Origin of the sequence: Plesiocystis pacifica SIR-1 (genome assembly GCF_000170895.1) — a bacterium.
In the GTDB taxonomy this organism is placed as follows: domain Bacteria; phylum Myxococcota_A; class Polyangia; order Nannocystales; family Nannocystaceae; genus Plesiocystis; species Plesiocystis pacifica.
In genome coordinates this window covers 1-12930 of the sequence record NZ_ABCS01000078.1, presented here as the reverse complement: position 1 = coordinate 12930, position 12930 = coordinate 1, and the positions used below count along the sequence as shown (strand labels likewise).

Here is a 12930-nt window from a genome sequence, read left to right as displayed (position 1 = left end):
ATCGATCATTCGAGTGCGTGCGCTCCTCACAGCTCAATATCGCTCAACCCCCATTCCTGATTCCCCCGATCAAACCCACATTGTTTCCCTTCCCCAGGTGCGCGAAAACCAGGTCGTGACGCGCCCCAAAACGCCGCTCGATCCGCGCCATCGACCGCTGACGCTGCGCCTCTTGCTCGAGTCCGTCGGGGTGTTCGCGGCCCTCGCAGCGCTGACGCTGTGGGCGGATCACGCAGGCGCAAACCGCCTGGTCGTGGGCCTATGCGTATTCGCGCAAGGTTGCTGGTTTCACCGCCTCTACGTCGTCGCCCACGAAGCCTCGCACCGGAAGCTGTGGCCCGAGCACCGCGGCATCAACGACGCCATTGGTCAGCTCCTGCTCTTGCCCTTGATGCTCCCGCTCCGCATTCACCGCAAGATCCACGCCTTCCACCACGGCCAAAACCGCCGCGATCACCACACCTCGGCGATCGACACCTTCGTGCTGAAGCGGCCGGCCTCGAAGCTCGCGCGGCTGCGCTGCCACGTCCTGTGGTTCATCGCGGTGTTCGCCGGCGGGTGGTTCATCCACTCGCTGATCTCCGTGCTCTTGTTCCTCGCCATGCCGCTGTCCGTCGCGCGCCGCATCTCGCCGGCCTTTCGCGGGTGGACCGGGCGGGACCAGCTGCTGTCCATGGCGGCCTTCGCCGTGGGCGTGGGCGTGCACCTGGGCGTGGCCAAGCTCGGCGGCGCGCGGGTCTGGGGCCTGTGCCTGGGCGCGCCCTTGCTGGCCTTCGCCTGGGTCTACTCCCTGCTCGTCTACATCTACCACTACGACACCAGCTACGGGCCACAGGTCCGCTTCCACGTCCGCAGCCTGCGGCCCAACCGCGTCGCCTCGTGGTGGCTGCTCAACTTCAACGAGCACGCCACCCACCACCGCATGCCCAAGCTGCCCTGGTACCAACTGCCCGAGCACCGCCAGCCCATGCCAAACGCGTTCGCGGACAACCAGAAGGTCGAGACCATCCTCGGCGCCATCCTCTACCAGCTCCGCGGCGCGCGGATCATCGAGGTCGACGAGACATGATCGCCCTCGACCCTCGGGCCCCCTGCCTGCGCCGGGCGACGACCACCGACGCCGAGGCCTTCGTGACGGTCAAGCGCGCCCTGCCCATGGCCGCCGCTGCCGAGCACGGGGCCACGCGCGCCGGTGGCTTCCTGCTCGGCTGCGACGCCGACGGCTACCGGGCGATGCTCGAGCACGGCCGCGGCTGGGTGCTCGAGCGGCCCGCGGGCGCAGACAGCCCCGAGCCCATCTGGGGCTTTGGGCTCAGCTTCGACGATCCGGTGCTGCGCGCCTCGCCGCTGTGGGCCCGGCGCGAGGCCGTCGACTGGGTCCCCGAGTTCGAGCTCGAGCGCGTGGCCAGCCAGCGCGTCGCCTACATCGAGCAGCTCGCCGTGCTGCCCTCCCCCGGGGCGCGGCGCTGGGGCGTGGCCCTGGCCGCGCGCCTCCTCGACGACCTCATCCGCGAGGCCGGCCACGATCACATCCTCACGACCATCGTGCTCGAGCCGATCCACAACCGCGCCGCCCTCCCCTTCCTGCGCCGCGTGGGCGCCCGCGCCGTGGGCACCCTGGACGAGGACTACCCCGAGGCCGGGCGCATCCTCTCGCAGGTCTACCTCATCGACGGCCAGCGCTACCTGGGCTGGCAGGCCGAGGCCATGCGCGCCGGGGCGCCGGGGCTGCGCCAGCTGCTCGCCGCCGCCGGCCTCGGCGGTCGCCCATGAGCGCCTCGGTGACCCTCGAGCCCGTCGCCTGGGTGCGCTCGCCCTACGCCGAAAAATTCGGGATCCCGCGTCAGAGCGGCCTCGCCGAGCTGGTCGAGTCGACCATCGAGTTCGACCGTGAGCGCATCCCCCAAGAGGCGCTCCGCGGCCTCGAGCAGGTCAGCCACGTGTGGGTCATCGCGGTGTTCCACGCGACCGCGGACCAGGGCTGGCGGCCCACCGTGCGCCCGCCTCGGCTCGGCGGCTCCACGCGCCTGGGCGTGTTTGCGACCCGCTCGCCGCACCGGCCCAACCCCCTCGCGCTCTCCCTGGTCCGGGTCCTCGGCGTCGACGATCGACGCCTGCGCGTGCTCGCGGCCGACCTCCTCGACGGCACCCCGGTCCTCGACCTCAAGCCCTACCTGCCGTGGGCCGAGGCCCCCGCCGACGCCCGCTGCGAGTGGGCCGCGAGCCCGCCCGCGGCCCTCGCGGTCGCGTTCTCGACGGAGGCCGAGGCTACCCTCGCGGCCGCGCCCGAGCCCTCGAGCTTGCGCGCGACCATCGAGCACAGCCTGCGCTGGGACCCGAGGCCCGCGCACCAGCGCGGCGACGCGTCGCGGAGCTACGGGGTGCGCCTGGCCGGGGTCAACCTGCGCTTTCACGTCGAGGACGAGCGGCTCGTCGTCGACCGCGTCGAGGCCATCGACCCCGGGTGAAGAGACCAGGCCCCCGGCTCTCGCCCGCGCAGCTTCGCCTCCGCCGACAGCTCGCGCAGCGCAGCGCAGTCCCCTCGCTCCGTTAGGCGGCCACGCGCTGGCGGACCTGGACCTCGTCGGGCAGGGCTCCGGCGCGTCCCAGCGCAACGTCAGCGCGGGCAGGTCCGCCGACCCAGGCTCCCCGGGCGGTCCGCTCAGCAGCGCCGCGAACGGGAGCCAGAGCCAGGACATCGCGGGCTCTCGGGGTCAAGGCAGCGGCGCGCCGTCGAGGCCGTAGTCGAGGACCTGCACCCCGCCCTCCCCCGGCACCCGCACCTGCCAGCGCAGCTCGCCCTCGACGCGCTCGGCGACCAGCTGGGTCGGGCTCGTGCCGGCCCGCGCCGTGGCCGACGCGACGATCGCCGGGACCGCGCTGAAGTCGAGCTCGGCGAGGGGGAAGCTCTTCCCGCCCTCGACCGGCGACTCCTCTCGAGTCCAGTTGCCGTTTTGGGAGATGGAGTGGCGCTGCCCCGTGCCGTCGACGATGTCGATGGCGCTGCGCCCGAGCTCGAGGCGAATCAAGACCTCGGACACCGCCCGGACCCGCGGCTCGATGGTCTCGGGCGCGGCCAGGAAGTCGGGGACCGCCTCGAACTGCTCGCTGCCCACGGCCGACAAGCGCGAGTAGAGCAGGACACCGGAGCTCACCAGGGTCACCAGGATCCCTGCCACGATCAGGGCGATCACCCTGCGGGGGACGCCGCCCGTGCTGCCGTCAGACTCGGTCATGCGGCGCACTATAGGGGCCCAGACCCCCTCAGTCTTCTCGGGGCGGGTGGCGGATGTCCTCGGCGTGGACGAGGAACACCACCTGTTCGGCGAGGTTGGTGGCGTGATCGCCCATGCGCTCGAGCAAGCGCCCGGCCTCTTGAACCCGGATGCCAACGGCCACGCCCATGCTCTTGCCCATCATCCCGAGCAGGACCTCCTCGAACACCTGGTCGTGGAGCTCGTCGACCTCGTCGTCGCGCGCGATGACTTTGCGCGCCAGCTCGGTGTCCCCTTCCACGAAGGCGTCGAGGGCGTCGGCGATCATCGAGCGGACCGTCTCGGCCATGCGCTCGATGGCGGGGTGCACGGTCATCTCCGGCGTGGTCAGCTCGGACAGGTCGATGGCCAGCTTGCCGAGGTTGACGGCCAGATCGCCGATGCGCTCGATGTCCGTGACCATCTTGAGCGCGCGGGTCAGCAAGCGCAGGTCCGAGCCCATGGGCTGACGCTGGGCCAGGATGCGCAGGACCATGCCGTCGATGTCCTTCTCGGCGTCGTTGACCGCCTTGTCCGCCTTGCGGACCTCGGCACCTCCGACGGCGTCGCGATGAAGCAGCGCCCGGGTCCCCTGCCCGATCATTTGCTCGACGCGTCCGCCCATCGCCAGGAGGCTGGTCTTGAGCCCGCGCAGCTCGCTCTCGTAGTCGCGGGGGGTCTGTCGTGGCGCGGACTCGCTCATCGTGATCTCCCGCCTACGCGGGCCTAGCTGCCCATCGTAAGACCCTGGACCAACGTTGTGCAAGCCGTCGGGCTTCGTCGAGGGCACAGCGAGTGCGCCCAGCGCAGCGGAGAACAACCGACGCTCCATGATTTCCACCCATAGCAATGGGCTGTCACAAAATACCGACGGCTCGCGGGCGCCTGCGCAAACAACACACGGGCCAGACACCGGCCCCGCGTCCCGTCACACTGCCACTGGAAAACTACAGCTCAATCAGCCCTGAGCGGCCTTTTGGACAATATTGATTTCTTCGCCGCCACCCGAACTCTGACCATTCCCCCCACTCGCCTGGTGGGTCGAATTGTCATCTTCGGTCACGCGGCCGAGGCTCAGCCAAAAGATCGATCCGGTGGGTTCGCGAGGCGTGACGCCCACGTCGCCGCCCATCACGTCGGTCAGGTTCTTGACGATCGCCAGGCCGAGGCCGGTTCCGCCCATGTGCCGGGAGCGCCCGGGATCGACCCGATAAAAGCGCTCGAACACCCGCTTGCGGTGATCCGGGGCGATGCCCGGGCCCTCGTCGCGGACCTCGATGCGCACCGCCGCGCCGTCCTCCCGCGCGGCCAGCTCGACCAGCCCGCCCTCGGGGCCGTACTTGACCGCGTTCTCGACCAGGTTGATGAGCACCTGCTCGAGGGCGCCCGCGTCGGCGCGGACCTGAAGCTCGGGCTCGATGTCGACCTCGAGCACCACGCCCCGGCGGCGGCAGGCCTCGGCCACGGCCTTGTTGACCGAGCGCGCGACCGAGGCCACGGACAGCGGGCGCATCTCGATGGCGTACTTGCCCGCCTCGATGCGCGAGATGTCGAGGAGATCGGAGATCAGCTGGCCGAGGCGCTCGGCGTTGCGGCGCACGGCGTCGAGGAAGCGGCGCGCCTGGGCCGGCTCGTCGAGGGCCCCGGCCAGCAGGGTCTCGGTGTTGGCCTGGATGATGCTGACCGGCGTGCGCAGCTCGTGGGACACGTTGGCCACGAAGTCCCGACGCACGGTCTCGAGCCGGCGCACCTCGGTCACGTCGTGGATCACCAGCACCGCGCCGCTGCCCTCGCCCCGCGGGGTCGCGCGCACGAGCAGGTGGTGCAGGCCGCTGCGGGTCTCGAGGTTGACGTCGATGCTGCGCGACTCGCCGCGCAGGGCCGTGTCGACGGCGTCGGACAGCTGCGGGATGCGCACGACCTCGAGCAGCAGGCGCCCCTGGACCTTGCCGGTGATGCTCAGCAAGTCCCGCGCCGAGCGGTTGACCGCGACCACGCGGCGGTCGGCGTCGACGGCGAGGACGGCCTCCTCCATGGACTGGAGCACGGCCTCGAACAAGTCGCGCTCGGAGGTGAGCTCCTTGACCGTCCGCTCCAGCTCCTTGGACACGCGGCTCAGCGAGCCGGCCAAGCCCCCAAATTCATCGCTACTCGTCACAGGTATCTCTCGACTCTGGTCACCCTCGGCGACGGCCTGGGCCGCCTCCATCAGCGCGCGCAGGCGCCCGTACATCAACCTCGACGCCACCGAGCCCGCGCCGATCGCCAGGGCCACGGCCAGCAGGCCCGCGAACACCAGGACCAGGCGCAGGCGCTCGAAGGTCTCGTCGAGGTCGCGCAGCGGGGTCGCCACGCGGACGTAGCCGCGCTCGCCCTCGAGCACGACCGCGCAGTAGAGCATCTCGGTGTTCAGGGTCTCGCTGTAGCGCGTGGACAGCCCGCAGCGATCGGGCTGGGCCGAGCGGACCTCGGGGCGGTCGGCGTGGTTCTCGAGGCTGGCGAGCTCACGGACCTCGAGGTTCGAGTCGCCGAGCACCAGGCCCTCGGCGTCGATGATCGTCACCCGCGTGTCCATGGCCGCGCCCAGGCGGTCCGCCCAGGGGTCGATGAGCTCGGGGGCCCAGGGCGCGTCGAGGGGGCCCAGGAACTCCCGCGACGCCCGGGCGTGGCGGGACAGCTCGTCCTCGATGCGCGCCTCGTGATCGGCCTTGAGCTTGACCTGCAGGTACACGCCCGCGGCGAAGTCGACCGCGACCACGATGAGCACGGTGACGATGAAAAATTTGGCCCGGACGCCGAGTTGCACGCTGACTCTCCCGTGGAGAAAGTACCGCCAGCCTCAGCTCGCCAGGGAGCTGCGCGGGCTGGCGGGCGGGTGCGGGCTCGAATCAGCGCGCCTCGACGGCCTTGGCCCCCGGGGAGGCGGAGGGCGAGGGCGCACCCGCCCCTGGGGGCAGCGCGGCGCCGCCGTCCTGGGAGTCGCGGAAGCGGTAGCCGACGCCGCGAAGGGTCTCGATGTAGCTGCCGGCGTCGCCGAGCTTCTTGCGCAGGCGGGTCACGTGGGTGTCGACGGTGCGCGTGGTCAGCCCGGCGTGCATGCCCCAGACGTCCGAGAGCAGGGTGTCGCGGGTCTGGACCCGACCGGCGCGGGACAGCAGCGTGGCCAGCAGCCGGAACTCGAGGGCCGTCAGGCGAATCTCGTTGCCGCCCACCCACACGCGGTGCCCGGCCACGTCGACCTCGAGGTCGCCGTGCTGCAGGCGGCTGGGCGCCTCGGCCTTGGTCCCGGCCCGGCGCAAGATGGCGCGGACGCGGAGCATCAGCTCGCGGACCGAAAAGGGCTTGGTGACGTAGTCGTCCGCGCCGACCTCGAAGCCCACCACGCGGTCGACCTCTTCGCCGCGCGCGGTCAGCATCACCACCGGCACGCTGCGGGTCCGCTCGGCCGCGCGCAGCTGCCGACAGACCTCGGTCCCGGAGATGTCGGGGAGCATGAGATCGAGCAACACCAGGTCCGGGGCCGGCTCCAGCGCGGCGGCCTCCAGGCCCGCCCGGCCACTCGCAGCCCGGCGTGTGGCGTAGCCCTCGCGCTGCAGGTTGAACTCCAGCGTATCCAGAAGGTCTTGCTCATCCTCCACGATCAGGATGGTGGTCGGCATGGGGCGGCGTGTACCATGGGTCAGTCACAAGTCAGTCACGCAAGGGGCAATCACAAGTCACGGGCAAGGCCTGCGAGGCCGCCTAGACCCCCAATTCTCGTGAGCTAGCCGGTGATTCGAGTCGACCCCTCCGCCGAGAGCCAAACAGAGCGCTCTCGTGGCTGGCATTGATTCGAACAGATGCAACACCAGTAGTTTGTGTGCCTTGGGATCTCCCTTGGAGACCCCCCGCCCGAGTCACAACTCTTGTCACAAACGACCGGTCGTGCTATTTCGAAAAAGCAGCGAAGATGACGCATGGGTAAGGGCCACGACACTCGCCGGGCGATCTTGAGCCAGGCGCTCGACCTGTCCACCGAGATCGGGCTCGAGGGTCTGTCGATCGGCGTCATCGCCAAGCAAGTCGGCATGTCCAAGAGTGGGCTCTACGCCCACTTCGACTCCAAAGAGGATCTGCAGTGCCAGGTCCTCGACGCCGCGGCGGAGAGCTTCCGGCTCAACGTGGTCTTGCCGGCCATCAAAAAGCCCCGGGGGCTCCCGCGGGTCGAGGCGATGTTCGAGCTGTGGCTCGAGTGGTCGACCACGGCCATGCGCGGCGGCTGCCCCTTCGTCGCCGCCGCGGCCGACTTCGACGATCGCCCCGGGGTCGTGCGCCAGCGCCTCGTGATGCACCTCGAGGACCTGCGCCAGACCCTGGTCCGGGCCGCCGAGATCGCCGTCGAAGTCAGCCACTTCCGCGCCGATCTCGACACCCGTCAGCTCGCCTTCGAGACCTGGGCCTTCGTCCTGGCCTTCCACCAATACCAACGACTCATGGGCATCGAGGCCTCGCCGCGCCGCGCCAAGCGGGCCTTCGAGCGGCTGATCCGCGACGCCCAGGGTCCCTCACCCCGCTGAGTCTCCGGATCCAGCGACCCACGAGACGCTCCACCATGACCGAGAAAAGCACGACCGTTCGCGTTATTCAGACCCTGGCGCCGCCCCTGTCCCGGGTCTCCCCGGAGCTCTCGGCCCGCTGCCTCGAGCAGCTCTTCCTGACCCCACGCAAGCACCCTCGGCCCAAGCGCGAGCACGAATGGTTGGCCACGGCCGAGCGCGGGAGCATCCGCTTCGACGATCGCCGCCACGTGCCCATCTTCGCCTGGGGTCGACGCTCGCTCCACGGCGGCCCGGTGCTGCTGGTCCACGGCTGGGCCGGTCGCGGGGCGCAGATGGCCGCCTTCGCCCGGCCCCTCGTCGAGGCCGGTCACCGCGTGGTGACCTTCGACGCGCCGGCCCACGGCGACGCCGACGGGCGGCTGACCGGGCTGCCCGAGCTGGCCGAGGCCGTCGAGCGCGTGGCCCAGGTCATCGGCGAGCCCCGGGCGATCATCGCCCACTCCCTCGGGACCACGGCGGTGACCATCGCCATGGCCCGCGGCCTCGCCCCCGAGAAGGTCGTCTACGTCGCGCCGCCGGCCCACCCCGACGAATACCTGCACCGCGCCGCGGCCTTCCTGGGCTTCGCGCCCAAGGTCGGTCGTCGGGCGCAGCGACGCATCGAGGCTCGCTTTGGCTACCCCTTCTCCGACGCCAAGGTCACCGCCCTGGCCGAGACCCTCGACGCCAAGCTGCTCATCATCCACGACGAGGACGACGACGACGTGCCCATCGCCGAGGGCCGGACCCTCGCGGCGCGCTGGCCCGGGGCGACCCTGGTCGAAACCGCGGGCCTGGGGCACCGCCGCATCGTCCGGGACCCCCAGGTCGTCGAGGCGGCCGTGGACTTTTTGAGCGAGGTCGCCAACTAGCAGGCCGGGGATTTTCTCGGCGCGGGCCACAGTGCGTCACCGGCGTGCGAGACCGCGAAGCCAAAACGAAGCTGTACCGGGTGTACTGCGAGCTTTCGGCGACAAAGGACTCGCGCGTCGGGGGCGTGCTGTGGCTCGTGTCGAGGAAATCCCCGGCCTGCTAGTCGCGCAAGCTCGCGCGGACGCGCTTGTCCTCGCGGCCTTGCAGCTCGATCCACGCCCGCCGCCCGAGGGCCGAGTCGGGCCCGTCGAGGACCACGCGCAGGTAGTTGTCGGTCAGCGCGACGAGCTGCCCCTGGCGGTTGCGTCGGCGCAGGACCACGGCCGAGCGCAGCGCGCCGAGCTGGCCGTCGACGAAGCCCGCCCAGTTGGTAGCGACCCGCTCGCGCAGCGCCTTCGAGCGCGCCGCGGCCGTCGGCGCGGGCACGCGGTCGGGCAGGTCCACCGCCGGGGTGCCCGAGCGCGGCGACCAGCTGAACACGTGGGCGAAGGGGATGGCGAGGGCCTCGAACAGCGCGTGGGTCCGCTCGAAGGCGCCGTCGTCCTCGCCCGGGAAGCCCACGATGACGTCGGTGCCGATCGCCATGTGCGGGTCGGCGGCGCGCAGCTTCGGCGCCAGCTGCTCGAGGTCGGCGACGCGGTGGGCCCGTCGCATGGCCCGGAGCACGCCGTCGTCCCCGTGCTGGATGGGCAGGTGCAGGTGCGGGACCAGACCCGCGCCGCGGCCGTCGACGCCCCGGGCGACCCACCTCACCAGGGCGTCGTCGACCTCGTGAGGATCGACGGAGCCCAGGCGCAGGCGCGCCTCGGGCACGGCCGCGCGCAGGCCCGCGACCAGAGCCGCCAAGCCCCGCTCGCCCTGGCCCAGGTCTCGACCCCACAGGCCCAGGTGCGCCCCGGTCAGCACGACCTCGGGGTGGCCCGCGTCGACGAGCCCGCGCAGCTGCGTGGCCAGGGTCTCGACGTCGAGGCTGCGGCTGCGCCCGCGCACGCTGGGCACGATGCAAAAGCTACATTGGTAGTCGCAGCCGTCCTGGACCTTGAGCAGCGGGCGGGTCCGCGGCACGCTCGTCGCCGGGGGCAGGCTCCACGCGTCCGGACGCTCGCGCCGGACCGATCGGCTCAGGCGCGACACCGACACGAACGCGCCGCCATCCGCCCGCTCGCCCCGCGCAGAGTCCAGCGCCTGGGCGATCAGCCGCGGCAGCTCGGCGCGGCCCTTCTCGAGGTTGCCGAGCACCGCCGTGACCTCGGGCATGGCCGCGAGGGCCTCGGGCTCGGCGTTGGCGTGGCAACCCGTGACGATGACCTCGACCGCCGGGTTGTGCCGCCGCGCCCGACGGACCGCCGCGCGGGCGTCCGCGTCGGCCTCGTGGGTGATGGCGCAGCTGTTGAGCAGGTAGAGGTCGGCGAGCTCCGCCCTTGGCACCAGCTCGTGGCCCGCCGCGCGCAGCTGCTCCGCGATCGCGTCGCTCTCGGCCTGGTTGAGCCGGCAACCGTGGGTGTCGACGGCGACGCGCATCGCCGGAGTATGGAAGAAGGGCTCACGCGCGTCACGTCCCCGCGGTCGGAGCCGTAGATTGTTATAGACTCGGGCGCCTAGGAGCCTGCCATGCCGACCTCGACCCGCCTCGCATCCAAGACCCTCCTGGCCCTCGCGGCCGTCGCGCTGACCACGAGCCTCGCGTGCACCTCGGGCACCGAGGACGAGGCCGGCGACGGAGGCGAGACCGCGGGCGACGAGGCCATGGACGATTCGACGGACACCACCGGCGAGACCGAGACTACCGGCGAGACCGAGACCGCCGGCGAGACCGAGACCAACGGCGACACCACCGACGCCGGGCCCACGGACACGGACGCGAGCACCGACGACACCACCGAGACCGGCGAGCCCGACTGCGAGGGCCCCCTCGACGCCGTGCCCCCCCTCGAAGAGCCCCAGCCCGCAGACCCCAAGGCGCCCGGATCGAGCTGGGCCCACTTCCAGCTCGAGGACTTCCAGCCCCAGAGCTGCAACTTCGGCGAGACCACCAGCCTCGAGGCCTACAAGGGCCGGGTCACCCTCGTCACCTTGATGCGCACGACCTGCGAGATTTGCCAGGGCACCATCGAGAAGCTCGAGGAGATGCGCCTCGAGCTCGAGCTCGACGGCTACGACGTCTACTTCCTGGCCATCAACCAGATGGGCTACGAGTCCACGCAGCAAGAATTCATCGACCGCGTGGCCTTCCCGCTGCTCCAGGACACCGCCGAGGTCGACGCCTGGGAGCTCCTGAACGACACCGGCCTGGGCACCGACGACATCTACATCTACGGCGCCGACGGCTCGCTGCGCAGCTACTTCAACTACGCGGACAACAACCCGACGATCGTGCTCGAGACCGAAGAGGGCTGGAACAACGTCTACAACGCGATGATCGCCGCGCTCACCGAGTAGCCGCGCGGCGCAGGTCGCCGACGCTGATCATCACTCGAGCCAGGTCGCGGCGTTGCAGCGCCCGGACCAGGCGCACGCTCGCGGCGAGGCGCTGGCGCGCGCCCCGAACCCTGTGAGCGACGGCTCCGGAAAGAGGAGCGCGCGTGGCGGGGGTCAGTTCTCCAAAGTGCTCGTTCACTCGTGCTTCGATCGCGGTCATCCCAACCCTCCTGGTCGGCGTGCCCTTCCCTGGGCGTGATTCGGGGCGCGGCCTCCGTGGTCGCGGGTCCCTGTTAATCAGGTAGGACGACACTGCTGCCCTGGCAAGCTGGCTTACTTTTTATCTAACGCGCAATAATCTCGGTCCGTCGCGCAGACCACCAGGACAGCGTTAGCGCGGCGACGAAGGGCACGATCCGCTCGAGCACCCCTCCCTTGGCGGAGGGGATCCAGTGCGCGATCACGGCCAGGCTGAAGCCGACGAGCATGGCAGCGAGGACGCCGCCGGTGCTCGGTCGGCGGTAGAGGACGGTGACCAGCAGCACGGGGCCGAAGGCTGATCCCATCGCCGTCCACGCGAACAGCACCGAGGAGAAGATGGTCTCGTCGACGAACAGCGCGACGACCACCGCCCCGGCCGCGAGCGCGAGCACCGTCAAGCGCGAACGCATCAGGCTGCTCGTCTTCTGGTCCGCTCCTGCGTCGCTCTGACCGCCGCCGATGAGGTCATGGCTGACCGTCGCCGCCGCGACGAGCAGCTGGCTGTCGGCCGTCGACATGATCGCCGAGAGCAGCGCCGCGATCATGATCCCCGCGAGCACGGGGTGGAGCAGCTGCTCGGTGCTCGCGACGAAGGCGTCCTCGTGGCTGGCGAGCTCGGGCAAGAGCAGCCGGGCGCTCCAGCCGAGCACGAGCATGCCGGCGTAGAGCACCACCGCCCAGGCCATGGCGATGCGCCGGCCGGTCCGCACCGCGTCCGCGTCGCGCAGGGCCATGAGCCGATTGACCACGTGGGGCTGGCCCGGATAGCCCAGGCCGATGCCCAGCAGACCCAGCACGAAGCCGATCGCCGCGGCCCCGCTCGCGCCCTTGGTCAGCGCCGCGCCCACGCCCCCCTCGACGCCGCTGAGCTCGGCCCACAGGTCCCCCGGGCCCACGGCGATCAGGGCGACGATGGGCAGGAGCAGGGCGGCGAAGGCCATCATCAGGCCCTGCAGCGTGTCGGTCAGGCTGACGGCCCAAAAGCCGCCGAGCAGGGTGTAGAACACGACGATCGCGGCGCCGAGCAGCAGCGCCGTGGAGAACTCGAGCTCGAAGGTCTCGGCGAAGGCCTTGCCCGCGCCCTGGAACTGGGCGGCGACGTAGGTCACCAGGCACACGAGCACGATCAGCGAGGCCACCACCACGACGGCGCGGCGGCTCCCCTGCCCTTGTCCGCCCCGCGGCCTTGGACCGGCGAGCAGATCCGTGACCGTGACCGCGCGCTGCTCGTGAGCCGCCCGGCGCAGCGCCGGCGCGAGCCAAAACCAGTTCAGGGCGAAGCCGCCGACGCAGGCCGGGAACAGCCACAGCGCCGCGAGGCCGTGGGCGTAGGCGTAGCCGGTCACGCCGATCAGCGTCCACACCGAGGACGAGCTCGCCGAGGCGCTCAGGGCCGCGACCCCGGGGCCGAGGTTGCGCCCGCCCACGAAGTAGTCGCTGTCGTCCTTGGCCATGCGCTCGGCCGCGATCCCGATGGCGATCATCACGAGCTTGTAGACGATGAGGGTCCAAAAGATCGCGGCGCTCCGATCCACCACCGGAGTCTA

Annotated in this window: 12 protein-coding genes; 6 read left to right on the top strand and 6 right to left on the bottom strand. The window is 71.0% G+C overall.

Translation table 11 applies throughout. The features are described 5' to 3' along the window. Positions 1–115 precede the first annotated feature (115 nt). From PPSIR1_RS29865 to tsaA, 3 genes are read left to right on the top strand one after another with little or no spacing between them, the layout of a single operon-like run. The gene (locus PPSIR1_RS29865) at positions 116–1069 is read left to right on the top strand and encodes a fatty acid desaturase (protein ID WP_157596116.1); all 954 of its coding nucleotides are present in this window, start codon (positions 116–118) and stop codon (positions 1067–1069) included. After that, positions 1066–1773 (top strand): N-acetyltransferase, encoded by a 708-nt coding sequence (locus PPSIR1_RS29860; protein ID WP_006974948.1) that lies wholly within the window; start codon positions 1066–1068, stop codon positions 1771–1773. The genes PPSIR1_RS29865 and PPSIR1_RS29860 overlap by 4 nt, the downstream gene beginning before the upstream one ends. After that, positions 1770–2468, top strand: a complete 699-nt coding sequence (gene tsaA / locus PPSIR1_RS29855; RefSeq protein WP_006974947.1) for a tRNA (N6-threonylcarbamoyladenosine(37)-N6)-methyltransferase TrmO — start codon at positions 1770–1772, stop codon at positions 2466–2468. Before PPSIR1_RS29860 ends, tsaA begins: the two co-directional genes overlap by 4 nt. A 246-nt stretch (positions 2469–2714) precedes the next feature. Here the strand turns inward: tsaA and PPSIR1_RS29850 are convergent, their stop codons facing one another. From PPSIR1_RS29850 to PPSIR1_RS29835, 4 genes are all read right to left on the bottom strand, one after another. Further along, the gene (locus tag PPSIR1_RS29850; RefSeq protein ID WP_006974946.1) at positions 2715–3236 is read right to left on the bottom strand and encodes a hypothetical protein; all 522 of its coding nucleotides are present in this window, start codon (positions 3234–3236) and stop codon (positions 2715–2717) included. Positions 3237–3264: 28 nt separating this feature from the next. Further along, positions 3265–3957 carry a phosphate signaling complex protein PhoU gene (gene phoU, locus PPSIR1_RS29845; protein ID WP_006974945.1) on the bottom strand — a complete coding sequence of 231 codons (693 nt, stop codon included), beginning with the start codon at positions 3955–3957 and terminating at the stop codon, positions 3265–3267. A gap of 255 nt (positions 3958–4212) precedes the next feature. Next, a complete protein-coding gene (locus PPSIR1_RS29840) occupies positions 4213–6060 on the bottom strand; it encodes an ATP-binding protein (RefSeq protein ID WP_006974944.1) in 1848 nt (615 codons plus the stop codon). Between the two features lie 82 nt (positions 6061–6142). Beyond that, on the bottom strand, positions 6143–6913 hold the full coding sequence (locus PPSIR1_RS29835) for a response regulator transcription factor (RefSeq protein WP_006974943.1): 771 nt from the start codon (positions 6911–6913) through the stop codon (positions 6143–6145). 297 nt (positions 6914–7210) lie between these two features. Between PPSIR1_RS29835 and PPSIR1_RS29830 the strand changes: the two genes are divergently transcribed. Both PPSIR1_RS29830 and PPSIR1_RS29825 read left to right on the top strand, forming a co-directional pair. After that, a complete protein-coding gene (locus tag PPSIR1_RS29830; protein ID WP_006974942.1) occupies positions 7211–7810 on the top strand; it encodes a TetR/AcrR family transcriptional regulator in 600 nt (199 codons plus the stop codon). A 35-nt stretch (positions 7811–7845) separates the two neighbouring features. After that, a complete protein-coding gene (locus PPSIR1_RS29825; protein WP_006974941.1) occupies positions 7846–8703 on the top strand; it encodes an alpha/beta hydrolase in 858 nt (285 codons plus the stop codon). A gap of 160 nt (positions 8704–8863) precedes the next feature. Here the strand turns inward: PPSIR1_RS29825 and PPSIR1_RS29820 are convergent, their stop codons facing one another. Next, positions 8864–10225, bottom strand: a complete 1362-nt coding sequence (locus tag PPSIR1_RS29820; RefSeq protein ID WP_006974940.1) for a MiaB/RimO family radical SAM methylthiotransferase — start codon at positions 10223–10225, stop codon at positions 8864–8866. 90 nt (positions 10226–10315) lie between these two features. Between PPSIR1_RS29820 and PPSIR1_RS29815 the strand changes: the two genes are divergently transcribed. Next, positions 10316–11143 (top strand): TlpA family protein disulfide reductase, encoded by an 828-nt coding sequence (locus PPSIR1_RS29815; protein ID WP_006974939.1) that lies wholly within the window; start codon positions 10316–10318, stop codon positions 11141–11143. 323 nt (positions 11144–11466) lie between these two features. Here PPSIR1_RS29815 and PPSIR1_RS29810 read toward each other — a convergent pair whose 3' ends face one another. Further along, positions 11467–12918 carry a sodium/proline symporter gene (locus PPSIR1_RS29810; protein WP_006974938.1) on the bottom strand — a complete coding sequence of 484 codons (1452 nt, stop codon included), beginning with the start codon at positions 12916–12918 and terminating at the stop codon, positions 11467–11469. Between the last annotated feature and the right edge of the window lie 12 nt (positions 12919–12930).

Bases quoted from the DNA above. Each gene is read 5' to 3' on its own strand.
- PPSIR1_RS29860 (WP_006974948.1), top strand. From the start codon at position 1,066: ATGATCGCCCTCGACCCTCGGGCCCCCTGCCTGCGCCGGGCGACGACC.
- tsaA (WP_006974947.1), top strand. From the start codon at position 1,770: ATGAGCGCCTCGGTGACCCTCGAGCCCGTCGCCTGGGTGCGCTCGCCC.
- PPSIR1_RS29850 (WP_006974946.1), bottom strand. From the start codon at position 3,236: ATGACCGAGTCTGACGGCAGCACGGGCGGCGTCCCCCGCAGGGTGATC.
- phoU (WP_006974945.1), bottom strand. From the start codon at position 3,957: ATGAGCGAGTCCGCGCCACGACAGACCCCCCGCGACTACGAGAGCGAG.
- PPSIR1_RS29835 (WP_006974943.1), bottom strand. From the start codon at position 6,913: ATGCCGACCACCATCCTGATCGTGGAGGATGAGCAAGACCTTCTGGAT.
- PPSIR1_RS29830 (WP_006974942.1), top strand. From the start codon at position 7,211: ATGGGTAAGGGCCACGACACTCGCCGGGCGATCTTGAGCCAGGCGCTC.
- PPSIR1_RS29825 (WP_006974941.1), top strand. From the start codon at position 7,846: ATGACCGAGAAAAGCACGACCGTTCGCGTTATTCAGACCCTGGCGCCG.
- PPSIR1_RS29820 (WP_006974940.1), bottom strand. From the start codon at position 10,225: ATGCGCGTCGCCGTCGACACCCACGGTTGCCGGCTCAACCAGGCCGAG.
- PPSIR1_RS29815 (WP_006974939.1), top strand. From the start codon at position 10,316: ATGCCGACCTCGACCCGCCTCGCATCCAAGACCCTCCTGGCCCTCGCG.